At 66.7% G+C, this 23,559-nt stretch carries 21 protein-coding genes and 1 tRNA gene; 5 read left to right on the forward strand and 17 right to left on the reverse strand.

Going from position 1 to position 23,559, the window contains the following annotated elements; all coding sequences use genetic code 11:
- Nucleotides 1-2: 2 nt before the first annotated feature.
- The gene (locus AC3DET_RS01410; protein WP_337730009.1) at nt 3-329 is read right to left on the reverse strand and encodes a YerC/YecD family TrpR-related protein; all 327 of its coding nucleotides are present in this window, start codon (nt 327-329) and stop codon (nt 3-5) included.
- Between the two features lie 279 nt (nt 330-608).
- Here AC3DET_RS01410 and AC3DET_RS01415 point away from each other — a divergent pair, with 279 nt between their 5' ends.
- Nucleotides 609-2,414 (forward strand): sensor domain-containing diguanylate cyclase, encoded by a 1,806-nt coding sequence (locus tag AC3DET_RS01415; RefSeq protein WP_488390494.1) that lies wholly within the window; start codon nt 609-611, stop codon nt 2,412-2,414.
- 174 nt (nt 2,415-2,588) lie between these two features.
- Here the strand turns inward: AC3DET_RS01415 and AC3DET_RS01420 are convergent, their stop codons facing one another.
- Nucleotides 2,589-4,478 carry an HAL/PAL/TAL family ammonia-lyase gene (locus AC3DET_RS01420; RefSeq protein ID WP_488390495.1) on the reverse strand — a complete coding sequence of 630 codons (1,890 nt, stop codon included), beginning with the start codon at nt 4,476-4,478 and terminating at the stop codon, nt 2,589-2,591.
- Nucleotide 4,479: 1 nt separating this feature from the next.
- On the reverse strand, nt 4,480-5,862 hold the full coding sequence (gene hisS / locus AC3DET_RS01425) for a histidine--tRNA ligase (RefSeq protein WP_488390496.1): 1,383 nt from the start codon (nt 5,860-5,862) through the stop codon (nt 4,480-4,482).
- Between the two features lie 149 nt (nt 5,863-6,011).
- Between hisS and AC3DET_RS01430 the strand changes: the two genes are divergently transcribed.
- Nucleotides 6,012-6,088 (forward strand) — tRNA-Pro (locus AC3DET_RS01430).
- A gap of 54 nt (nt 6,089-6,142) precedes the next feature.
- On the opposite strand, the gene AC3DET_RS01435 is transcribed toward AC3DET_RS01430, so the two are convergent.
- The 14 genes from AC3DET_RS01435 to AC3DET_RS01500 form a co-directional block, all read right to left on the reverse strand.
- Entirely contained in the window at nt 6,143-7,069 is a 927-nt protein-coding gene (locus AC3DET_RS01435; RefSeq protein ID WP_488390497.1) for a hypothetical protein, read from the reverse strand.
- The gene (locus AC3DET_RS01440) at nt 7,069-8,415 is read right to left on the reverse strand and encodes a glycosyltransferase family 2 protein (RefSeq protein ID WP_337730020.1); all 1,347 of its coding nucleotides are present in this window, start codon (nt 8,413-8,415) and stop codon (nt 7,069-7,071) included. The genes AC3DET_RS01435 and AC3DET_RS01440 overlap by 1 nt, the downstream gene beginning before the upstream one ends.
- Nucleotides 8,416-8,607: 192 nt before the next feature.
- Complete coding sequence (locus tag AC3DET_RS01445) at nt 8,608-9,888, reverse strand: glutamate-5-semialdehyde dehydrogenase (protein WP_488390498.1); 1,281 nt, start codon at nt 9,886-9,888, stop codon at nt 8,608-8,610.
- Between the two features lie 34 nt (nt 9,889-9,922).
- Nucleotides 9,923-11,071 carry a glutamate 5-kinase gene (gene proB / locus AC3DET_RS01450; protein ID WP_337730022.1) on the reverse strand — a complete coding sequence of 383 codons (1,149 nt, stop codon included), beginning with the start codon at nt 11,069-11,071 and terminating at the stop codon, nt 9,923-9,925.
- 9 nt (nt 11,072-11,080) lie between these two features.
- Nucleotides 11,081-11,320 carry a YciI family protein gene (locus AC3DET_RS01455; RefSeq protein WP_192201287.1) on the reverse strand — a complete coding sequence of 80 codons (240 nt, stop codon included), beginning with the start codon at nt 11,318-11,320 and terminating at the stop codon, nt 11,081-11,083.
- A gap of 14 nt (nt 11,321-11,334) precedes the next feature.
- A complete protein-coding gene (gene argH / locus AC3DET_RS01460) occupies nt 11,335-12,627 on the reverse strand; it encodes an argininosuccinate lyase (protein WP_337730023.1) in 1,293 nt (430 codons plus the stop codon).
- Complete coding sequence (gene argC, locus AC3DET_RS01465) at nt 12,624-13,586, reverse strand: N-acetyl-gamma-glutamyl-phosphate reductase (protein WP_488390499.1); 963 nt, start codon at nt 13,584-13,586, stop codon at nt 12,624-12,626. Before argC ends, argH begins: the two co-directional genes overlap by 4 nt.
- Nucleotides 13,583-14,206 carry a GNAT family N-acetyltransferase gene (locus tag AC3DET_RS01470; protein WP_488390500.1) on the reverse strand — a complete coding sequence of 208 codons (624 nt, stop codon included), beginning with the start codon at nt 14,204-14,206 and terminating at the stop codon, nt 13,583-13,585. The genes argC and AC3DET_RS01470 overlap by 4 nt, the downstream gene beginning before the upstream one ends.
- A gap of 1 nt (nt 14,207) precedes the next feature.
- Complete coding sequence (locus AC3DET_RS01475) at nt 14,208-15,527, reverse strand: acetylglutamate kinase (protein ID WP_488390501.1); 1,320 nt, start codon at nt 15,525-15,527, stop codon at nt 14,208-14,210.
- Nucleotides 15,528-15,603: 76 nt separating this feature from the next.
- On the reverse strand, nt 15,604-16,692 hold the full coding sequence (locus AC3DET_RS01480) for an acetylornithine deacetylase (RefSeq protein WP_488390502.1): 1,089 nt from the start codon (nt 16,690-16,692) through the stop codon (nt 15,604-15,606).
- Entirely contained in the window at nt 16,689-17,135 is a 447-nt protein-coding gene (locus AC3DET_RS01485; RefSeq protein WP_488390503.1) for a GNAT family N-acetyltransferase, read from the reverse strand. Before AC3DET_RS01485 ends, AC3DET_RS01480 begins: the two co-directional genes overlap by 4 nt.
- Before the next feature lie 7 nt (nt 17,136-17,142).
- On the reverse strand, nt 17,143-18,348 hold the full coding sequence (locus AC3DET_RS01490) for an argininosuccinate synthase (protein WP_337730029.1): 1,206 nt from the start codon (nt 18,346-18,348) through the stop codon (nt 17,143-17,145).
- Between the two features lie 74 nt (nt 18,349-18,422).
- On the reverse strand, nt 18,423-19,424 hold the full coding sequence (locus AC3DET_RS01495; RefSeq protein WP_488390504.1) for an N-acetylornithine carbamoyltransferase: 1,002 nt from the start codon (nt 19,422-19,424) through the stop codon (nt 18,423-18,425).
- Between the two features lie 259 nt (nt 19,425-19,683).
- Nucleotides 19,684-20,181 carry a hypothetical protein gene (locus tag AC3DET_RS01500; RefSeq protein ID WP_488390505.1) on the reverse strand — a complete coding sequence of 166 codons (498 nt, stop codon included), beginning with the start codon at nt 20,179-20,181 and terminating at the stop codon, nt 19,684-19,686.
- A gap of 141 nt (nt 20,182-20,322) precedes the next feature.
- Between AC3DET_RS01500 and cysS the strand changes: the two genes are divergently transcribed.
- The 3 genes from cysS to AC3DET_RS01515 all read left to right on the forward strand — a co-directional run bounded on the left by cysS (nt 20,323) and on the right by AC3DET_RS01515 (nt 23,545).
- Nucleotides 20,323-21,711, forward strand: coding sequence for a cysteine--tRNA ligase (gene cysS / locus AC3DET_RS01505; protein WP_488390506.1), 1,389 nt, complete (start codon nt 20,323-20,325; stop codon nt 21,709-21,711).
- A gap of 158 nt (nt 21,712-21,869) precedes the next feature.
- A complete protein-coding gene (locus AC3DET_RS01510) occupies nt 21,870-22,307 on the forward strand; it encodes a SufE family protein (protein ID WP_192200909.1) in 438 nt (145 codons plus the stop codon).
- Nucleotides 22,304-23,545, forward strand: coding sequence for an MFS transporter (locus tag AC3DET_RS01515; RefSeq protein ID WP_488390507.1), 1,242 nt, complete (start codon nt 22,304-22,306; stop codon nt 23,543-23,545). The genes AC3DET_RS01510 and AC3DET_RS01515 overlap by 4 nt, the downstream gene beginning before the upstream one ends.
- Nucleotides 23,546-23,559: the final 14 nt, after the last annotated feature.

Below are 23,559 nucleotides of genomic sequence, written 5' to 3' on the forward strand. Positions count from 1 at the left end.
ACTCAGTGGGAGGCGGCTGCCGTCCCGCTCTGCTGGCGCTGCATGGCGGCGGCGTAACCGCCGGCACCCCGCTCCAGCGTGCGGGCGACGCGGCCGATGGTGGTCACGCTGACCTGGGTGAGATCGTGGATTTCCCGGTACGGCACGCCCTTGAGCAGCAGCGGCACCACCCGCCAGCGGTCGGACATGGCCTCCAGCTCGGCCGGGGTGCAGAGGTCCTCCAGGAACGCACGCACTTCTCCGGCCTGGCTCAAGGCAGCCAGGGCCTCGGAAAGCGCCTGCAACGGCGCATCGTCCGGGGATTCTTCGTGGGGGGAGCGGCGCTTCATGGGGCGGGCGGTACCGGTGGACGTGGAAAGGATGCTGAGCTGATGTATTAACGCGCTAATACATTAACGCGCGAAGTCAGTTGCCGTCAACCGGGGCCTGTCTGGAACGTCCCCCGCTTTCCGTTGGGATAGGCATCGCCGCATCGAGAGGCCCGGAATGGACTGGAGCGGACAGGGACGATGAGTACACTGCCAAGGACGCCGGACGGCTGCCGCGGGAAGAGCGACGGCACTGAGGGCACCCGGGGGGGAACGGGCATGCGGGCACCAGGGAACACGATGGCATCGCGCTGCCGGCTGGCGATATGCGCGCTGCTGCTCGCGTGCTGGCCGATTGTCACGGCCGCTTCGGCGCCCGCACGCATCGGCCCGGACAGCACTTACCTCCCGCTCGCCCCGCAGACCACCTACCTGCACGATGCCAGCGGTACCGCAACCGTCGACGATGCGTTGTTGCAGGCCGCCGCAGGCGGTTTCGCCCCACTCCCGAATGGTGATGCCTCGTTCGGCTTCCAGACCGGCGCCTTCTGGTTCCGGGTGAACGTCGAGAACACCAACCCGCGCGAACAGCGCTGGCTGCTGGTGCAGCAGTACGCGCTGAGCGACCGCATCGATGTGTATGCGCGCTATCCCGACGGGCGCACCGTGCACCACATCGGCGGCGACACCTTCCCGTTCGAGCAACGCAGCATCCGCTACCGCCATCCCAACTTCTGGCTCGACCTGCCCACCGGGCAGCAGGTCGACCTGCTCGTCCGCGTGCAGAGCCAGAGCTCGATGCAGGTCCCGCTGTTCCTCTACACGCCTGCCGCCTTCGCCGAACTGTCGCGCGACGGGCAACTGGGCATCGGCATCTACTACGGCATCCTGCTGGCGTTGTTCTTCTACAACCTGGTGTTGTGGCTGGTACTGCGCGACGGCAGCTACTTCTGGTACCTCTTCCACATCAGCGCGTTCGGCCTGGTGCTGTTCACCCTCAACGGACTGGGCTTCGAATACCTGTGGCCCCATTCCACGTGGCTGGCCGACAAGTCGGTGCCGCTCTCGGTGTGCCTGGCGCAGATCGGCATGCAGCAGTTCTCGCGCACCTTCCTCGACCTCAATACGCGATGGCGGCTGGGCGACCGCATCAGCAAGGCGATCATCGCCTTCTTCGTGCTGCTCGGCATCGCCGCCACCCAGCTTCCCTACCACGTGGCGACACCGATCGCGTCCGCAGCGGTGTTCCCCAGCATCGTATGGATCGCGGTGATCACGCTGGTGGTGGTGCGCAGTGGCTACCGGCCCGCCAAGGTGTTCCTGCTCGCATGGGCGATGTTCCTGCTGGGCACGGGCATCTTCGTGGCCCTCGCCTTCGGCCTGCTGCCGAAGCGGTTCATCACCGAGTACGGGGTGCAGATCGGCTCGGCGCTGGAAATGCTGCTGCTCTCGGTTGCCCTGGGCTATCGGTACGCCGCCCTGCGCAACGAGAACGAGCGCATCGTGCGGGACGCGAAGAACTCGCTGGAAGCACAGGTGGTATCGCGTACCGCCGAGCTCCGCCAGACGATGTCCGAACTCGAGACCGCCCATCACCGACTGCGCGAATCCAGCCGGCTCGACGGCTTGACCGACCTCTACAACCGCACCCACTTCCGCGAGGCGTTCGAGCACCTGCTGTCGCAGTCGCGCAACTCGCAGCGTCCCATCTCGCTGCTGATGATCGACCTGGACTACTTCAAGCGCATCAACGACACGTACGGCCACTTGGTCGGCGACGACTGCCTGCGCTGCACATCGAACACCCTGGCCGAAACCCTGCGCCCGCATGGCGCGCTGCTGGCCCGTTTCGGCGGCGAGGAGTTCATCGCCGCCCTGCCCGGCATGGGCCTGGGGGAAGCCAGCGTGGTGGCAGAGGAACTGCGCCAGGCGTTGCGAGCGCAGCCGTGCCGCAGCGGCGACCTGGAAATCGCGGTCTCTGCCAGCATCGGCGTGCATTGCGTGGACCTGGAAGCGCGCGACAGCCTGGAGTCGGCACTGCAGGTCGCAGACCAGGCGCTGTACGCGGCGAAGGCCGAGGGGCGGGACTGCGTGCGGACGTTGTGAGATAGCCGCTCCACCGTGTGGGAGCGACGTGAGTCGCGACCGTGGCCCCCAAGAGCACGGGCACGGCATTGGACCGTTGAAACAGAGCGCCCTACGCGCATCTGCTGCCCTGTCATCAGGGCAGCATCATTCGTACGGTCGCGACTTACGTCGCTCCTACAACACGGGAACCGTTCAACGGTTCCGCATCGCCGCCAGGATCTCGCCCGACTCCACCAAACGCACGGCGGTGGTGACTTCGCCATCCAGTGCACGGTCGCGCTCGAGGAAGGGGATCTTCGCGCGGATCGCCGCGTGCGCGGCTGCGACGGCATGGCCGGGATGGAACGCGTCGCTGGCCGCCAGCGCGGCGCGCAGGGCGTCGACTTCGGCCAGGAAGGCATCGCGCCCTTCGGCGCCCGCCTGCGGGCCGCCCGATACCTTCATCGCCAGCCCCTCGGCATCGGTGCGATTCGACAACGCACGAGCCGCATTGATCATGTCGCGGCGCAGGTCCAGCGCCTGCGCGGCGGTGTACAGCTCCAGCGCCAACACCTTGCCCAGGTCCTGCACCATGGCCAGCACGTGGCGCGCCTCGTTGGCGCCCATCGACACATGGTCCTCGGCATTCGCACTGGTGGGCACGGAAAACACGCTGGCCGGATGCGCGCGGCTGGCCAGGTCGTTGACGATGGCCGCAGCGGTGTACTGCACGATCATGTGGCCCGATTCGGTGCCGTCCTCGTTGCCGATCAGGAACGCCGGCAACCCATCATTGGTGGCCGGATCGACCAGCTTGTTGAGCCGTCGTTCGGAGATGGACGCGAGCGTCGGGATCGCCGCCTTCACATAGCTCATCGCCAGCGCCAGCGGCATGCCATGGAAGTGGCCGGCGGAGATCACCTGTTCCTCCACGTGGTCCGCTTCCCTGTCGGGGAACACCAGCGGGTTGTCGGTGACCGCGTTGAGCTCGATCTCCAGCACGCGCTTGGCCTGCTCGACGGCATCACGCACGGCGCCATGCACCTGCGGGATGCAGCGCAGCGAATAGCTGTCCTGGGGCTGGTGCTTCTTGCCACCGCGGAATGGCATGAAACGCCGATAGAACTTCTCGCGACCATGGCGCTGGTCGGTCGGCACCCAGTCCCAGCCGATGTCGAAGCGCAGCGCCTGCGCTTCTTCGGTATCCCAGCTGCGCGGCAGCCACGGACGGAACTTCGGTACCAGGTGATAGGGAATGTCGGCGAGCGTCGAGCCCTCGAGCAGATCGCGCAGGCGGGCGGCCACATGCACCTGGCCCGGATGCGGACGCAGCGCATGGACCTCTGCGGCGAACGCGCCGAGCCGGCCCGCAAAGGCATCGATCGTCATGGCTGCAGCCAGATCGGCGGTGTCCAGCAGGTTGTCCAGGCGATAGGTCGCCAGCACGCCCATCGCCAGCATCTGCGCGGTGCCGTTGTTCAGCGCCAGACCTTCCTTGTACGACAGCGAGACCGGCGACAGCCCGGCGCGCCTCAATGCATCCGCACCCGCGATGCGCTCGCCCTCGTAGAACGCCTCGCCACCGCCCAGCAGCACGATGGCCAGATGCGACAGCGGCGCCAGGTCGCCGGACGCGCCGACCGAACCCAGCGATGGCACCACCGGCACGATGCCGGCATTGAGCATCGCGGCGAGCGCCTGCAGCGTCTCGACGCGGATGCCGGAATGGCCTTTCAACAACGTGTTGATGCGGATGCCGAGCATGGCGCGGACGATCTCCGGCGCCATCGGTTCGCCCACGCACACGGCATGGGTGACGATCAGGTTGTACTGCAGTTCTTCGTGCAGCGAGCGCCCGGACTTCACCGCGCCCGGCAGTTCGTCGCGCAGCGGATGCGCTCCGAGCAGCTTGTCGGCGTTGCTGCCGAAGCCGGTCGATACGCCGTAGATCGGCTCTTCGCGGCGGACCTGTTCGGCCAGGAAGTCGGCCGCGCGCGCGACGTCCTTCAATGCCCCCTTGTCCAACTCGACACTGGCACCGAACGCGATCTCGACCAGCCGGTCGCGGGTGAGGGATTTGCCATCCAGCAGGATCGGCTTCATGTCAGCGCCCCGCCAATACGCGTGCCTGCTCAAGCTCCACCTTCAGGCTGCTGGCAAGCTCTTCGCGCTTCACTTCGAACTGCTGCTCGCGCAACAGGTCCTTGACGGTCACCGCGCCACGCGCCAGTTCGTCCTCGCCGGCCAGCACCACGAAGCGGATGCCCGCGCGCGAGGCGTACTGGAACTGCTTGGCCAGCTTGCGGCCCTCCATCTGCACTTCGGTGTTGATGCCGGCCGCGCGCAGGCGGCGGGCAATATCGAGCGACTCGGCCAGCTGCCCATCGTCCATCAGCGCGACCATGGCCTGCACGCTGCTCTCGTCGCTGCCCGCGATCAGGCCGGCCTCGCGCAGTTGCCAGAACAGGCGGGTCAGGCCGATCGAGATGCCCACGCCGGGCAGCTTCGACTTGGTGTAGTGGCTGGCCAGGTCTTCGTAGCGGCCACCCGAGCAGATCGAGCCGATCTGCGGATAGCCGTCCAGCTGGGTCTCGTAGACCGTGCCGGTGTAGTAGTCCAGGCCGCGCGCGATGGAGAAGTTCAGGCAGTACGCGTCCTCGGGCACGCCCAGCGCCCTGACCAGTTCCAGCACCTCGCGCAGTTCGGCGATGCCCTGGTTGAAGGTGTCGCTGCCCTGCCCCAGCGCGTCCAGGCGCGCCAGCGCGTCGGCGTGGCCGGTGCTGCGCACGGCGACGAAGTCGAGGATGCGGTCCACGCCCTCGGCCGACATGCCGAAGCCTTCGCCGGTCAGTGTCTCGCGCACGTAGTCGGCGCCGCGCTTGTCCAGTTTGTCGACTTCACGCAGCACCAGTGCCTGCTGCTCGCTGTCGGTGACGCCCTGCGCCTCGAAGAAGCCGCGCATCAGCTTGCGGTTGTTCAGCTGGATGGTGAAGTCGCCGATGCCCAGCTCACTGAAGACGGCATGGATCACCGCCAGGATCTCGGCATCGAAGCGTACGCTCAGCGCGTCCTTGCCGATCACGTCGATATCGCACTGGTAGAACTCGCGGAAGCGGCCGCGCTGCTGGCGTTCGCCGCGGTAGACGCGCTGGATCTGGTAGCGGCGGAACGGGAAGGTCAGTTCGTGTTCGTGCTCGGCCACGTAGCGGGCCAGCGGCACGGTCAGGTCGAAGCGCAGGGCCAGTTCGGGCAGGCCCTCGCCTTCCTTCGCCAGCGCACCGGTCGACTGCACGAAGTACACCTGGCGCTCGGTCTCGCCGCCGGACTTGGTCAGCAGCGTCTCGGACAGCTCGAATACCGGCGTTTCCACCGGCAGGAAGCCGAAGCGCTCGTAGTTGCGGCGGATGGTGTCCAGCATGCGCTGGAAGGCGATCTGTTCGCGCGGGAGCAGTTCCATCACTCCGGGCGGCGTACGGGGCTTGATCAAGCGGGCAACTCCGACATGCGTAGACCGGGCATTTTACGGGTCCGGCGCCATCGGCCGCAGCCTTCCGGCTGTGCGGGCCCGGCCGGGGCGGAAAGTCGGCTCCGGGTCTTGCCGGGACCGGGGTCGTTCACTACAATGTCGCGCTCAGTCGGGGTGTAGCTCAGTCTGGTAGAGCGCTACGTTCGGGACGTAGAGGTCGCAGGTTCGAATCCTGTCTCCCCGACCAATTGAAAAAGCCGGCCTTGCGCCGGCTTTTTTCATGCCCGATGCAAGGCTGTGGTCAGAACGCCACAAACGCCTGCAACCGCAGATACCGGTACGAATAGCTGTCCGTCCCCGTATCCGTCAGCACCGGCGTATCGGTGTACCCAGCATCAAGCCGCAGCCACGCATCCTTCCAGCGCGGCGTCTCCACGCCCACTTCCAGCATCCGCGCCCGCTTGGACGTATCGCCCGCGCTGCGTTGCCGGCCCAGGCCCGCGCGCGCCGTGTACTGGTAACCGCCCACATGCCGGCGCCAGCCCACCACGCCCAGCGCCTCGCCATACCAGCGTGGCGAATAGTAGTCCGCCTCGCGCGGCTCGCTGTTGCGGTAGTAGCGCGTGCGCAGCTGCAGGCTGACGCCCTGCTCCGGCGCCACCGCGAACACCACGTTGCCGCGCAGATGCGTGCGCAGGTTGTCGCCCACGCCGAAGTCCTGCAGACCGGCCACGCCGCTGGCCGACCACCGCTCGCCCATCGGCACATCGATACCCGCGCCTGCGAAGGTCTGCACCCAGCCCTGTGCGACACCATTGCGCGTCTCCAGCACATCGCGTTCGATGAAGAACTCCTTGCGGTACGCATCGCGGCTGTGGATCGAGGCACGGCCGATCAGGTCGTCCCCGTTCGTGCCCACATCACCGTCCCACCGCCACCGCTCGCCCGCATCGCCCGCGCCACTGACGAACACGCGATCCTGGTCGTCGCGCCAGCCTCGCCCGGAAAAGCGCGCGTGTTCCACCTTCACGCCCCACCAGTGCTCGATGTCGCGATGGTCCACGTCCCAGCCCAGCGCCAGCTTGCGGGCCTCGTTGCCGTCCGCATCCGAACCCACCCACAGATCGGTGCGCACGGCCTGCTTGTTCCCGTCGGTTTCCGTCTGCGCCAGCGCAGCAGGCGCCGTGGCGGCCAGCGCCAGCGCGGCGCTCAGGAGATAGGGCTTCATCACTTGGTCCCCCAGGTCTTGCGCAGGCGCAGCAGTTCGGCGGCGTAACCCATCACGCACACCGGCTGCAGGATCATGGTGTAGGCCAGCGTGTAGAACACGAAGCCGGAGATGTTCCGCCGCACCCGCAGGTCCTGGCTTTTGAACATGCGCGACTGCACGCGGAAGATGACGATGTTCCAGAGCGCCGCCAGCGGCAGCACCAGCAGCGTCATGATGCCGGCGATCCAGTAATAGCCGAAGAAGGCAAGCACGATGCCCGGAATGAAGGCGAACGTGTACACCAGGTCCAGCGGCAGGAACAGCAGGTTCCACCAGATGAACAGCGTGGTCATGCGCGGCTTCACCAGCAGGCGGCCGTGGCGCGCGAATGCTTCCATCAGGCCGCGCGACCAGCGCTGCCGCTGGCGGGCGAACTGCCCCACCTTCGTCGGCACCTTGGTGAACAGGCAGGCTTCCTCGCAGTAGCCGATGCGCGCGCCGGTCTCCAGCAGCGCCCACGACACCACGATGTCTTCGCCGACGCATTCGGGCCAGCCGCCCACGCCTTCCAGCGATTCGCGGGTGTAGAGCGAAAACGCGCCCTGCGCCACCAGCGTGCCGTGGTACATGCTCTGCATGCGCTTCACCGCGGCGATGCCGTGGAAGTAGTCCCACTCCTGGCTGCGGGTCAGCCAGTTCTCGCGCGAATTGCGCACCAGCACCGCGCCGGCCACGGCCACCGTGCCCGGCGGATCGGACAGGAAGCGCTCGACCAGCTTGCGCAGCGCATCGGCGCGCAGGTAGGAGTCGCCGTCCACGGTCACCACCAGCGCCTGGCGGGTCTCTGCGAGCCCCCGGTTCAGCGCCTTGGACTTGCCGCCGTTCTTCGGCTGCGCCAGCACGCGGATCTGCAACCCGGGGCGACCGAGCTGCGCTGCCATCGCGCGGGCGATGGCAAGGCTGTCGTCGGTCGAGCCGTCATCGATCACCACCACTTCCATGTTGCCGGGATAGTCCTGGCGGGCGAGGCTGGTGAGCGTATCGGCGATGTTCTCGCTCTCGTTGTAGCTGGCGACCAGCACGCAGACGTCCGGCAGGCGGTCGTACTTGCGCAGCATCGGGCGGCGGTCGGACAGGATGGAGCCGATCAGGAAGGCATTCATGAAGCCCGGCACGTACGCGATGAACGCGATCACGAACAGGGCCAGCCCGAAGCCCAGCGGCTTGGAGAGTTCAGACAGCCAGGGCTGGGACAACTTCACCGACACCGCCGCCCAGGCTAGCGACACCAGCAGGATGAGGGTGTACTTGAACCGGATCGGCACATAGAAGCGCCGCCGCGCAGGCGCGGTGCTTGCCGGCATCCACTGATCCGGGACGGGTTCCGGGAGGGACGTGTCCGGGGGCGGGAGGGAAGTCTTGACGTCGTACATGGGGGGGCTGCATCGACAGGAGGCTCCCCCATGACGCAATTGTCGTGCCACATGTCACGTTACTGGATAACGGGCTTTTAACTCACTTTTGAGGCGCACATCACATTTTTATGACGTTTCGCGTCACTTTTTGCCCTGCGCCGCGACAAGCAGGTCCGGGTGCCGGACCTGTCCCTCGCCCTTCACCACGAAACGTTCGATGGTGAGCGCTTCCAGCCCCATGGGCCCATAGGAATGCAGGCGGGTGGTCGAGATGCCGATCTCCGCGCCCAGCCCGAGTTCGCCCCCATCGGAGAAGCGCGACGAGGCATTGACCATCACCACGGCCGAACGCAGTGCATTGACGAAGATCTCCGCGTGCGCCGGGTCGCGGGTCACGATCACCTCGGTGTGGTCGGAAGTGTAGCGACGCACGTGGGCAATGGCGGCATCCAGGTCCTCCACCACGCCGATCGCCAGTACCAGGTCCAGGAACTCGGCGGCGAAATCCTCATCGGTCGCTGCAGCGGCATCCGGCACGAAAGCCCTGCCCGCCTCGTCCACGCGCACCTCGACGCCGCGCGCGCGCAGCGCAGCCACAGCGCGCGGAAGGAAGCCCGGCGCCATGTCGCGATGGACCAGCAGCGTCTCCAGCGAATTGCAGGCCGACGGGCGGGACGCCTTGCCATCCAGCAGCAGGTCCAGCGCCAGATCCTCGTCCGCGCCGGCATCCACGTACTGGTGGCAGACCCCCTTGTAGTGCTTGATCACCGGTACGCGCGCGTGTTCGGCGACGAAGCGGATCAACCCCTCGCCCCCGCGCGGAATCACCAGGTCGACGATGTCGTTCAACTGGATCAGTTCCAGGATGGTCTCCCGGCGCAGGTCTTCGACCAGGGTCAGTACGGCCTCGGGCAACCCGGCCTCGCGCAGTGCGCGCTTGAGCGCCGCCGCAATGGCGGTGTTCGAGTGGATGGCTTCCGATCCGCCACGCAGGATCACGGCGTTACCCGCCTTCAGGCATAAAGCGGCGGCATCGGCGGTAACGTTCGGACGTGCCTCGTAGATCATCGCGATCACGCCCAGCGGCACGCGTACGCGTTCGACATGGATGCCGTTCGGCCGGTCGTAAGCACGGGTGATCTGCCCGACCGGATCCGGCAGTCCGGCCACGTCGCGCACGGCAGAGGCGATTCCGTGCAGGCGTTGCGCATCCAGGCGCAACCGATCGAGCATGGCACTGCCGACGCCCTTCGCTTCCGCCGCCGCGATGTCGCGCGCATTGGCGGCCAGGATGGTCGCCTCGTCTGCCAGCAGCGCATCCGCCATCGCGTGCAGCAAGGCGTTCCTGGACGCGGAGGACAACGTGGCGATGGCCTGCGACGCATCGCGGCATTGCATGGCCAGGGTCTTGATGTCGGTCATGCGACCTCCTTGCAGGCTCTTCGACGCATACGCTTCACAGCAGCACCAGATCGTCGCGATGCACGACGTTCTCGCCATAGGTATAGCCGAGTATGGCCTCGATATCGCGCGAGTGGCGGCGCGCGATGCGGCGCACATCCACGGCGGAATACTGGCTGACGCCGCGCGCGATGCGCCGGTCGCCATCATCGCCACGCAGGACGAGCTCGACCATGTCGCCTCGCCGGAAATCACCCTCGGCGGTAGCCACGCCTCCCGGCAGCAGCGACGCGCCTTTCTGCACCATTGCGTTGGCCGCGCCTGCATCGACCACGATGGCGCCCGCCTCCACCGGCACATTGCGCAGCCAGTACTTGCGTGCAGCCAGCCGATTCTGCGCGGGCCGGAAGCGCGTACCGACCAGTGCACCGCGTTCCAACGCCGCCACGGTACCGGCCTGCGTGCCATTGAACAGGAACGTCTCGATGCCAGCCGCCGCCGCCTTGGCCGCAGCCTCCAGTTTGGTATGCATGCCGCCGGTGCCCACGCCGCTGCCGGCTCCTCCCGCCATGGCGAAGAAGTCGGGGGTCAACGCCTCGACGTCGAGGATCGGGCGCGCTTCAGCGTGGGTGCGGGGGTTCGCGGTATAGAAGCCATCGATGTCGGTGGCGATGAACAGCGCATCCGCATCGATCAGGGCGGCGACGACGGCCGCCAGGTTGTCGTTGTCGCCAAGCTTCAGTTCGTCCACCGACACGGTGTCGTTCTCGTTGATCACCGGCAGCGCGCCCAGCGCCAGCAATTCCTGCAGCGTGGCGCGTGCGTTGAGATAGCGGCGACGATTGCGCAGGTCATCGTGGGTCAGCAGCACCTGCGCCACCGGCCTGTCGAAGAAGCGCTGCCACAAGGCGATCAACCGCGCCTGCCCCAGCGCCGCCAGCGCCTGCCGCTCGGCCATCGCAGCGCCTGCGCGCGGCTTGCGGTTCAGCAACCCGCGCCCGGCGGCGACCGCTCCCGATGACACGATCACCACTTCCCTGCCCGCTGCGATGCTCGACGACACGAACTGCGCCAGGCTGAGCGCGTGACGCGGGCTGAGCCCTTCGCCTTCCGCGGCCAGCAGACTGCTGCCGACCTTGAGCACGGCGCGCCGCCAGGCCGGCAACGGTTGTTCTGCGAACGGAAGCGGCGTGGCGTGGTTCATCGTGTCAGCTCAGCGTGTATTCCATTCGTGGACGGTGAGATCGGACGTGCCGGTCAGCGCCAGGGGATCGCGTGCGGCGATCGCGCGCGCATCCTCCAGCGACGCCACGTTCACCAGCACGTACGCCCCGCCGGTCCTGTCGCTGAACCCGCCCGTCATCTCCAGCTGTCCTGCAGCGCGCAGCGCGTCCAGGAACGCAAGATGCGGCGCGATGACGGATTCGTCGAAGGATGGCCGCCGCATGGCCATGACGAGGTAGCGCGTCACAGCGCGTTCCAGCGCGCGAGCAGTTCGCCAAGACGCAGGTCCGCGCCCGCGCCCGGCGACACGCGTGCGGCAAGGCTGCCCTCAGGCGTACGCCCCTGCCCTGCACTGTCCGCCGATGCAGCAGCGGCCTTGTAGGCATCGCGGAATGGAACGCCCGCGACCGCCGCCTCGACCGCCACGTCGGTGGCGTACATGCCGGAGTCGATCGCGGCACGCAGCCGATCCTCGCGCCACTCCAGGTTGGCCAGCAGTGCCGGCAACAGCTCCAGCGCCGGCAGACCGCGTCCGAAGCCGTGGAAGATCGCGCCCTTGCTGGCCTGCAGGTCACGGTGGTAGCCCGACGGCAAGGACAGAAGCTGCTCGATCTCCGTGCGTGCCGCCGCGACGCTAGCATGCGTGGCGCGCATCAGCTCGATGACATCGGGATTGCGCTTGTTCGGCATGATCGAACTGCCCGTCGTGTACTGTGCCGGCAGCGCGACGAAACCGAACTCGGCGCTGGTAAACAGCGACAGATCCCAGGCGATGCGGCGCAGGTCGAGCGTCGCCGCACCCAGCGCCTCCAGTGCCGCCATCTCGAACTTTCCGCGCGAAAGCTGCGCATAGATGGGGCTGATCTGCATACGCGCGAAACCCAGGGCGGCCGTGGTGTGCTCGCGGTCCAGTTTCAGGTTGACGCCATATCCTGCGGCGGTGCCAAGCGGATTGGCGTCGACCAGCTTCAACGTGTCGCGCGCGCGCGTCGTGTTGTCGATGAAGGCTTCCGCCCATCCCGCCCACCACATGCCGGCCGAGGAGACGACGGCACGCTGGATGTGCGTGTAGCCCGGGATCGGCAGGTCGCGCTCGACCTGCGCGCGGTCCAGCGCCACCTTGGCGATCTCGCGCGACAGCACGGCCACGCGGGCCAGCTTCTCCTTCAGCCACAGCCGCGTGGCCACCAGGATCTGGTCGTTGCGGCTGCGGCCGGTATGGATCTTGCGGCCGGCATCCCCCAGGCGCTCCGTCAGCCTCGCCTCGATGGCGGAGTGACCGTCCTCGAAACGCTCGTCCAGCACGAAGCGTCCGGCGCGGAAGTCATCCGCCAGCACCGCGAGTTCGCGCTTCAGCCCCGCCAGTTCGTCGCCCGAGAGGATGCCGATGCGCTGCAGGCCTTCCGCATGCGCAGTGCTCGCCTGGATGTCGTGCAGGAAGAACTCGCGATCCAGCACCACGTCGTCGCCGGCCAGGAAGCGCTGGATCTCGGCATCCACCGCCACGCCGGGCTTCTGCCACAACAGCTCGCTCATGCCATCGTCTCCTGCGGAATGCTTTCCAATTCTCCGAACCCGAACGCGAGGTTGAGGTTCTGCATCGCCTGCGTTGCCGCACCCTTGAGCAGGTTGTCGAGCGTCGCCACCACGACCAGGCGCTTGCCGCCGGGTGCCAGGGTGAATCCACCGATCTCCACGCCATGCTTGCCGGCAATGCGGCTGACCCACGGCGCATCGTCCAGGACATGGATCAGCGGTTCGTGTGCATAGCGTTCGCGATAGAGCGCGCGAATGTCTTCCACCTTCGCCGGTTGCTGCAGCCACAGGTTGACCGTCATGGTGATGCCGCGGAAATGCGGCGCCACGTGCGGCATGAACTCGACCGGCACGCCGAGCTGGCGGCTGACCTCGCGTTCGTGCATGTGGTCGGTAAGCGCGTACGGCATCAGGTTGTCGCGAAGCAGGTCGGTGTTGTTCTTGTCCGATGGCGTGGTGCCCGCGCCGGAGTAACCGGACACGCCGAAGCACTGCGGCGGTCCGGCCAGCCGGTCCCGCAGCGGCGCGATCGCCAGCTGCATGGCGGTGGCGTAGCAGCCGGGATTGCTGATGCGCTTCTGGCCGGCGTACTTCTGCCGGGTCAGTTCCGGCAGGCCGTAGTACCAGCGCTCGTCAAAGCGGAAATCCGCCGACAGGTCGACCACGACGGTGTCGGGCGCCTGCGCATCGATGGCCGCGACCAGCTCGGCCGCCTTGCCGTTGGGCAGCGCCAGGATCACGGCGTCGGCACCCTTCGCGCCGACCTGCTCATGGCTCAGGCTCTCGTAGCGCAACTCGCCGGTGAACCCTTCGATATGGTCGCTGACCTTCTGCCCGTCGAGCTCGCGCGAGGACACGAACACCAGTTCGAGGTGCGGATGGCGCGCAATCAGGCGGATCAACTCGGCGCCGGTGTGGCCGCGGGCGCCGACGATGCCGACGGTCTTGGGGGTACTCATGGGGAATCCTGTTCGTGCCGGGCCAGCTTGGCCAGCAGGTTGCGTTTCACCGCCGGCCATTCGCCATCGATGATCGAGAAGACGACAGTGTCGCGCGGCGAGCCGTCGGTGTGGCGCTTGTGGTTGCGGAGCACGCCGTCCTGCTTCGCGCCCAGCCGGGCGATCGCGGTGCGCGAACGGTGGTTGAACCAGCTGGTCTCGAACACCACGCTGATGCAGCCCAACGTCTCGAACGCGTGCGTGAGCAGCAGCAGCTTGGCTTCCGTGTTCACGCCGGTGCGTTGAACATCAGGCGTATACCAGGTGTAGCCGATGCTGAGCTTGGGAACGTCGGCTTCCAACCCGTAGAAGCGCGTGCTGCCGACGACGCGCCCGCCCGCATCCCGCACCACGAAGGGCAGCACGCGACCGTCGGCCTGCGCCGCCAGCACCGTGTCGACGTAGGCCGCCGCGTCCGCCGCCTTGGCCACCTGCGTGAACCACAGCGCGGCCAGGGCATCGCCCGACAATGCAGCACGCAGGCCATCGACGTGATCACGCGACATCGGCTCAAGACGCGCATGGCGCCCCATCAGGACGGGGACCTGCTGCCACGCGGCGGGAAGAGAGGCGCTCGCCATGTCAATCCTTCAGTGTCGGGAGTCGCGTGCGGCAATGGACCACACAACGCTCGATGTCGCCGAAATCCTCGATGCCGTACCAGAACACCTTCCACTTCTCCTGCTTGTAGCAGCCATCGGACTCGGCGTAATAGAAGATGTTGACCGCATTGTTGTGGCGCGAACGCCAGAACAGCTGCGGATTTTCTTCGCGCATCACGTGCCAGACAGCCCGGCCCAGCCCCTCGCCCTGCGCGTCATCGAGCACGGCGAACTTGTCCAGGTAGGCGAAGCCCTCCTCCTGCGTCAGGATCAGGGCAGTGCGATAGTTCTCGCTGACATACATGCGGTACGGCGTGGTGCGTTCAAAATAGTCGGCCAACAGGGTGCGGCCGAAGCTGGATTCGATCAGCGTGCGCAGGCGTGGCAGGTCCACGCCGTCCCAGGAGCCTTCGAAGCGCAGCACGCGCTCGCCACGGCGGACCAGCGTGCCTGAGCCCTTGTGGGTGAACAGCTCCTTGGCCAGTTCCGCCGGCTTGGTGATCGACACCGACGAGGTAAGCGGCAGACGGTCCAGCAGATCCTTGATCTGTTCGATCTTCACCCGCATGCCGCCGTTGATCCACGGCTGCGCCATCAGCTCGTCGTACTCGGTGGACAGGTTGATCGAATCGATCACCCGGCCCTCCGCATCCAGCAGGCCACCGGTTCCGGTGAGGAAGATGATCTTGTACGGCTGCAACACCTGCACCAACTCGTTGGCGGCGAAGTCGGCATTGATGTTGAGGATCTGCCCGCCCATGGTCTCGCCCATGCTGGCGATCACCGGAATGGAGCCGGCCTTCAGGCTGGCCTCGATGGGCGCCTGGTTGATGCGGGTGACGTCGCCGACCAGGCCGTAGGTGGCCTGGTCCTTGTACTCGGCCTCGAACACGCCGGAGACAATCGACGTGGCGCGCGCGCCGACCTGCTGCAGCGCCTCGACCAGCGCGAGGTTCTGCTGCAGGAACACCTTGCGCACGATGGCGAGCACCTCCGGCGTGGTGACGCGCAGACCGTTGACGGTCTGCTTGGTGATGCCGGCAGCGTTCATCTCCTCGTCCAGCTGAGGGCCGGCGCCGTGCACGACGATGGGCGTCAGCCCAACTTCCTGCAGGAACGTGAGCGACGATGTCAGCGCTTCGAGATCATCGCGCAGCACCGCACCGCCGACCTTGACCACGGCAAAGCGCTTGGCATCCAGCTGCGAGAAGCGCTTGACGTACTGCGAGATCTCCTTCGCGCTGGCCATGCTGGACAGCAGGCGGATGATGGTCTGGCGGGTTTGCTTGTTGGATTCCATGTCTCTTGCTTTCGTAGGGTGGGCCTTGGCCCACCGTCGTTGACGATCTATGGCGGGCCTGGGCCCGCCCTACGCGTTACTGGAGGATCCTGGCGATGCTGTCGGCATACCGCTGCAACTGCTCCAGCGAGACCCACTCATCCGCCGTATGCGCCTGGGCGATATCACCGGGGCCATAGACGAAGGCGGTCAGACCGGCGGCGGAAAACAGCGACGCCTCCGTCCAGAAGTCGACCGCGTTGCCGATCGGCAGGCCGAGTTCATCGGCAAGATCCCGTGCAGCCAGGCGACGTTCCTCTGCACGGGCGACATCGCCGGACGGCAACGACGGACCACGGAAGGTCTCTTCGTAGTCGGCCAGCGCATCGGCATTGGCGAAGCTGCGGAAGGTCGCATGCAACTCGTCCATGTCCTGCGACGGCAGCGGGCGGAAGCCGAAGCGCACCTCCGCACTGGGCGCGATCATGTTGGCCTTGATGCCGCCTTCGACCCGGCCAATGTTGAAGCGCAGGCCGGTCAGCCCGCCGAAACGCAGGTGGTGCTGGTCCTGCACGAAATCCAGTGCCGTGGTACCCCAGCGCATGGCGTTGTGCAGGGCGCTGAGCGAAAGCGCGTTCTCTGCGGACGCATGCCCGGCCTGGCCCTTGAATGCCATGCGGACGGCACTGATGCCACGATGCGCCAGCACGGCCTCGCAGCGCGTCGGCTCCGCGATGATCGCCTCGCCGAAGCCATGGTCGCGCGCGAGGAAGGCGGCGATGCAACGCGCATCGTTCGCTTCCTCGTCCGTCGTGAACAGGAACGCGGCGTCGCCCTTTGTCACCTGCGCGGCAGCGACCAGTGCCGCGGCAGCACCCTTGATGTCGCAGGCGCCCAGGCCAATCGCGCGATCTCCCTCGATGCGCAGCACGTGCGGGCTCGCACTCCACGCGGGCGAGGACGGCACCGTGTCCAGGTGCACGTTGAACACGCGCTTCGGCTGTCCGCGCACGGCGAAGAACGACACCGCGCCAGCGCCGTGATCGGTCACCTCGATGAGGAAGTCCGGCAGTTGCGCACGCAGGTAGTCGAAGATCCCGTCCGTACCGATGTCGCGCGGGGGATTGCGGGTATCGAACGACACCAGCGCTTCCAGGTGCTTGAGCGTGGTTGCAAGCAAAGTCATGCGGTTTTCGTCTCGGCGTAGATATCCGGGTGCAACACTTCCATCAGCGTCTGCGGCTTGGCCGGCGCCACGAAGCCGTACGGCGCGTACAGACCGTGCGCGTCGGAGGTCGCCAGCATGAACCGGCGCAGCCCCTGCAGGTGCGGGTGCGCCATGATCTCGGCGACCAGCTGCTTGCTGTAGCCGCGACCACGATGTTCCGGCAGCACGAATACGTCGGCCAGGTAGGCGAATGTCGCGAAGTCCGAAACGACCCGCGCGAACGCCACCTGCCCGACGCCTTCGACGTGACCGCCGAAGCACAGCGAGCCTGCGACAGCGCGCGCCACCGTTTCCTCCGGGATGCCCTGGCTCCAGTAAGCCTGGGTCGAGAGGAAACGATGGATCAACGGCAGGTCGAGTTCCGCCTTGTCCGTGCTGACGCGCATGGCGCTCATCGACATGTTCCGGTCAGCGGTTGATCTCGGCCCACAGGGTCGAGCTCATACCGAACAGCTTGATGAAGCCTTCGGCCTCCTCGACGCCCCAGTCCGCCGACTGCGCATAGGTCGCGCCCTTGGCGTTGAGGATGTGCGGGGACTTCACCGCCACCGCGTCCACACGACCACCGCGGGTTTCCAGCACGACCTCGCCGTTGACGGTGGCCTGCGAGGACTGCAGGAACGCTTCCAGATCGGCCTTCAACGGGTCGTGGTAGAAGCCTTCGTACACCAGTTCCACCCACTTGCGCGCGATCTCGGGCTTGAAGCGGTTCTGCTGCTTGGTCAGCACGGTCTCTTCCAGCGCGCGGTGCGCGGCCAGCAACGAGATCAGGCCCGGGGCTTCGAACACGATGCGGCCCTTCAGCCCGATCACGGTGTCGCCGGTGTACACGCCACGGCCCACGCCATACGGCGCGAACAGCGCGTTCAACTTCGCCAGCAATGCGGCGCCGCCGATGGCCTGCCCGTCGAGGCTGACCGCTTCACCGTTCTTGAAGCCGACCGTGACGCGCAACGGTTCCACCGGCCATTCGGCACGCGGCGCGCACCAGCCGCGGGCACCCTCACCGGGGGCCTCCCACTTATCGATCTCGCCACCGGACATGGTCAGGCCCAGCAGGTTCTCGTTGATGGTGTAGCTCTTCTGCTTGGCGCGGACGCCGAAGCCGCGCTCTTCCAGATAGGCCTGTTCGTAGGCGCGGGTCTGGGTGTGTTCCTTCTGGATCTCGCGGATCGGCGCCACGATGCGGTAGTCGCCGCTGGCCTTCACCGCGAGGTCGAAGCGCACCTGGTCGTTGCCCATGCCGGTGCAGCCGTGCGCGATCGCGTTCGTGCCCAACTCGGCAGCGCGCTTCAGCGCGGCGTCGACGATGAGATAGCGATCGGACACCAGCAGCGGGTACTGGCCCTGGTAGCCCTCGCCCGCCCACACGAACGGCTTGACGAAGCCCTCCCAGATCGCCGGGCCGCCATCGACGGTGACGTGGCTGGCGACGCCCAGGTCGGCGGCGCGCTGTTCGATGTAGGCGCGCTCTTCGGCATCCACGCCGCCGGTGTCGGCGAACACGGTGTGCACGTTCCAGCCGCGCTCCTTTAGGTAAGGCACGCAGAAGCTGGTGTCGAGGCCGCCGGAAAAGGCGAGGACGATGTCTTTGGATTCGTGGGGGGTCGTCATCTTGAAGTCTCGTAGGGTGGGCCTTGGGCCACCGGGTTGGTGTGTCGTGTCGGAGCGGCGGGCCGAGGCCGGCCCTATTTGATCAACGCGGCCATGATGGCCTTCTGCACATGCAGGCGGTTTTCGGCCTCATTGATGGCGATGCACTGCGGCGAGTCCATCACGCCGTCGGTGGCCTTCACGTTACGGCGCAACGGCAGGCAGTGACTGAAGACGCCGTTGTTGGTCAGCGCCATCTTCCGCTCGTCCACCATGAAGTGCTTGTACTGGTCGCGGATCGGCTTTTCGGGCTCCCAGTTGCCGAAGAACGGCAGCGCGCCCCAGCTCTTGGCGTAGACCACGTCGGCGCCCCGGTAGGCACTGTCGATGTCATGGCTGACTCGCAGCGAGCCGCCGCTTTCGGCCACGTTCTGCTCGGCCCAGCCCATGTAGCGCTCGTCCAGCACGTAGTCCGGCGTCGGGCACAGCAGGGTCACGTCCATGCCCAGGCGCGTGGCGATGGTCAGCGCCGAGTTGGCCACCGCGGTGTTCAGCGGCTTGGGGTGGTAGGTCCAGGTGAGCACGTACTTCTTGCCGCGCAGGTCGGAGGTGCCGAAGTGTTCCTGCAGCGCCAGCGCATGGGCCAGCTCCTGGCAGGGATGGGTGATCGTCTCCATGTTGATCACCGGCACCGGCGAATACTTGGCGAAGGACTTCAGCACGATGTCCTCGCGGTCGTAGGCCCAGTCGACGAACTTCGGGAACGCGCGCACGCCGATCAGGTCGACGTAGCGGCCCAGCACCTTGGCCACCTCGGCGATGTGTTCCTCGGTGTCGCCGTCCATCACCGTGCCCAGGTTGAACTCGATGGGCCATGCGTCCTTGCCCGGCTGCAGCACCACGGCATGGCCGCCCAGCTGGAACGCGCCCAGCTCGAAGCTGGTGCGGGTACGCATGGACGGATTGAAGAACACCAGCGCGATCGACTTGCCCTTCAGCGCGTCGCCCAGCTTGTGCTGCTTGTACAGCGCGGCCTGCGTCAGCAGTGCGTCCAGCTCGGTGCGACTCCAGTCCTGCGTGTTCAAGAAGTGCTTCATTACGGCATCCTGGTTTCGGGAATGTGGCAAAACGGGTTTCAGAAACGAAAAAACCCAGCCTCTGGCTGGGTTCCGGTGAACAGGCGAAAACGTCCGGGGGACCCAGCTAGATGCAGGATTCCGGTCGACGCGCACGCGACGTCATGCTCGAGGCCTGGCGGGCCGCGCTGTCAGCATGGGCGTGTGCGTTCATCTTCATGGGCGCGAATGCTCGCATGTGCTGCGGCGCGGCGCAAGACTTCTTTCGGCGGGCGCAGGATCAGGGCGTGCTGGCCGATGACTGCAGCGGTGACGTGTAAGGCGCCACGGAAACGCGGATGCGCAGGCGATTGCCAGGATCCTCGGCCAGACGCGAACGGTACTTCACGCCCTTGTAGATGTAGTCCACATCGTAGGCGATGGGCCGCTGGAACTCGCGCTCGACGGGCACCATGCGGCAGTTGACCTTCACCGTCGGGACCGGCGGCGCCACCGGCGGCTCCGCGGCCTCGTCACTGCCGAACCACCCGCGCACGGAGCTGACCACCCTGGACCAACGACTGTCTTCCTCGACCGGTTGCTCGGGCTTCGGCGCCGGCACTTCGTCACACCGCTGCTCGGTGCGGCTGGCCCGCAGGGTCTGGTACACCGGCTCCACGCTCAATACCTGCGCATAGTCCAGGCGAACGTTCTCCGCCGGGATCACCCGCTCCTGCGCCATGGCGGACATGGCGAACAGCAGGCAGGACAGGAAAAGGGCGGAGCGGAGGCGGTGCATGTGGCCTGAAAGTGGTATCCCGGTGTCACAGTTTAGGGACCGCGCCTTGAGTGGGGCTGAACATCGGCGCCAAGCAGCCTCACCGACCCCCCATCCCGGCACAGAAGGTAGAATCGACCTGCTCTCCCCTGCCCCGCTTCCATGACCCTGCGCCTGCACAACAACCTCACCCGCCGGGTCGAGGAATTCGAACCTCTCGGCCCCGTCCCCACGATGTACGTGTGCGGACCCACCGTCTACAACTACGTCCATATCGGCAACGCCCGCGGGCCGGTCGTGTTCGGTGTGCTGGCCGCGCTGCTGCGCCGGCGCTATGGCGCGCTGCGCTACGCGCGCAACATCACCGACGTGGACGACAAGATCAATGCGGCGGCGAAGGAACTCGGCGTGGCGATCTCGGCCATTACCGACCGCTACGCCGATGCCTACCGCCAGGACATGGCGGGCCTGGGCGTGACGGGTGAATTCAGCCCGGACATCGAACCGGCCGCCACGGCGCACATCCCGCACATCATCGCGATGATCGAACAGCTGATCGCGGGTGGCCATGCCTACGCTGCGGAAGGCCACGTGCTGTTCTCGGTCGGCAGCTTCCCGGAGTACGGCAAGCTTTCGCGGCGCGATCCGGAAGAGATGCTGGCTGGCGCGCGCGTGGAAGTGGCGCCGTACAAGCGCGACCCCGGTGATTTCGTGCTGTGGAAACCGTCCACCCCGGATCTGCCGGGCTGGGAATCGCCGTGGGGTATCGGTCGCCCCGGCTGGCATATCGAGTGCTCGGCGATGGCTGCCGCCCACTTGGGCGAGACCATCGACATCCATGCCGGCGGGGTGGACCTGCAGTTCCCGCACCACGAGAACGAAGTGGCCCAGAGCGAGTGCGCGCACAAGCACGCCGACGGTTCGCACAAGACGTTCGCGCGTTTCTGGCTGCACAACGGCATGCTCAACTTCGGCGGCGCCAAGATGAGCAAGTCGCTGGGCAACATCGAGAAGGTGCACGACCTGTTGCAGCAGCATCCGCCGGAAGCGCTGCGCTACGCGCTGCTTTCCGCGCACTACCGGCAACCGCTGGACTGGTCGGACGCACTCGTGGAGCAGTCGAAGAACACGCTGGACCGGCTGTACGGCACGCTGCGCGACCTGGGCGACATCGAGGTCGTGCCGCTCACGCCGCAGGTCATCGAGGAGGCGCTCAGCGATGATCTGAACACGCCGCAAGCACTGGCCGAAGTCGCCCGCATCGCCGCAGATGCACGCAAGGCGACGACGCCAGAGGGTCGGCAGCGTCTGAAAGGCGAGCTGCTCGGCGCCGGCCTCGTGCTTGGCCTGCTCCAGCAGGACCCCGCCGAATGGTTCGGCCGCGGCACATCCTCCGATGACGATGCGCGCATCCAGGCGCTGATCGACGAGCGCGCGGCCGCCAAGAAGTCCCGCGACTTCGCCCGCTCCGATGCCATCCGCGACCAGCTGGCGGCGGAAGGCATCCTGCTGGAAGACACGCCGCAGGGCGTGCGCTGGAAGCGGGCGTGAACTGCTGTTCCCTTCTCCCGACGGGAGAAGGTGGCGCGAAGCGCCGGATGAGGGTCCGGCGACGTCAGGACGCCGGCACCTAACGGACGCCGCCGCACCCTCACCCCAACCCTTCTCCCGATGGGAGAGGGGCTTCTGAACCAGGCTCCCCCATCTCCATGACCAACACGATCTTCCCCCTCGAACCCACCGCCGCCGAGGCACAAGCCGCCATCAAGGACGAATTCGCCTTCTTCGGCGACTGGTCCGAACGCTACCAGTACCTGATCGACCTGGGCCGCAAGCTGCCTGCGTTCCCGGATGAGTGGAAACGGGAGGAACACCGCCTGCTCGGCTGCCAGTCGATGGTGTGGATCGTGCCCGAGGGCGACGCGGCGAAGCTCGATTTCCATGCCGTCAGTGATTCGGCCATCGTGTCCGGACTGATCTTCCTGGCCTTGCGCGTTTATTCGGGGCGGTCGGCCGACGAAATCCTGGCCGCCACGCCCGATTACATCGCCGACATCGGCCTGGCCAAGCATCTCTCGCCCACGCGCAGCAACGGCCTGGCGTCGTTGCTGGCCTTCATCCGCGAGACGGCCGCCAACGCAAAGTGAGCGAAGCCGGGTCCCGCTCCGCCTTTTCGCTGCTGCGCAACCGCGGCTACTCCGCGGTACTGGCCTACCGCATCTGCGCATTGTTGTCGTACCAGATCGTTGCGGTCACGGTCGGCTGGCATATCTACGAACTGACCCGCGATCCATTCTCGCTGGGCCTGGTCGGGCTGGCCGAAGTCCTGCCGTTCTTCTGCGTGGCGCCGTTCGCCGGTTATCTGGTCGACCACCTGCCACGACGACGGATCGGCATGGTCGCTTGCGGCGCACTGGCGACCACGGCGGTGATCCTGGTGGCAGTCTCTGCGGGTTGGCTGCCCTTCCAGGGGACGTGGCCCATCTACGCGGCCATCGCGCTGACCGGCATGGCGCGTTCGTTCCTCAGTCCGGTCTACAACGCCCTGTTCGCCAAAGTGCTGCCGCGCGAGGACTTCGTGCGTGCCGCAGGTTTGGGCAGCGTGATCTTCCAGGCCGCGCTGGTCACCGGCCCCGCGCTGGGCGGGCTGCTGGTCGGTTTTGGTGGCAAGACGCTGTCGTATGCGATGGCGGTGGTGTTCGCGCTGATGGCGGCCACGGTGCTCGCGCGGTTGCGTGTGGAAGAACCGGGGCCGCCGGCGGTCAGCCTGCCCGTGTTCGCCAGCATCGCGCAGGGCGGGCGCTTCGTACTGGGCAACCAGATCATGCTGGGGGCCATGGCGCTGGACATGTTTTCAGTGCTGCTGGGTGGCGTGGTGGCCATGCTGCCGGCTTTCATCCACGACATCCTCCACTACGGACCCGAGGGCCTGGGCATCCTGCGCGCGATGCCGGCGGCGGGCTCGGTCTGTGTCGGCCTGTGGCTGGCGCGCCATCCGCTGCAGAAGCACGCGGGGCGGGTGCTGCTGTTCGCGGTGGCTGGCTTCGGCCTGAGCGTCATCGCCTTCGGCCTGTCGCGCAGCTTCTGGCTGTCGGCGGGGATCCTGCTGTTCTACGGCATGTGCGACGGCGTTTCCGTGGTGGTCCGCTCGACCATCCTGCAACTGTCCACGCCGGACGAGATGCGCGGGCGGGTGTCGTCGATCAATGGCATCTTCGTCAGTTCGTCGAATGAACTGGGCGCGTTCTACGCCGGCACGATGGCAAGATTGCTGGGGCTGGTACCTGCCGTGATCGTGGGCGGTTTCGCGATCCTGTCCGTCGCCGGGTTCACCGCGTGGAAGGCGCCGCGGCTGCGGCGGCTGGACCTGCGCGACCTGCAGTAGCCGGTAGCGTTTCC

It is taken from the genome of Pseudoxanthomonas sp. 97-1-1 (assembly GCF_057773125.1).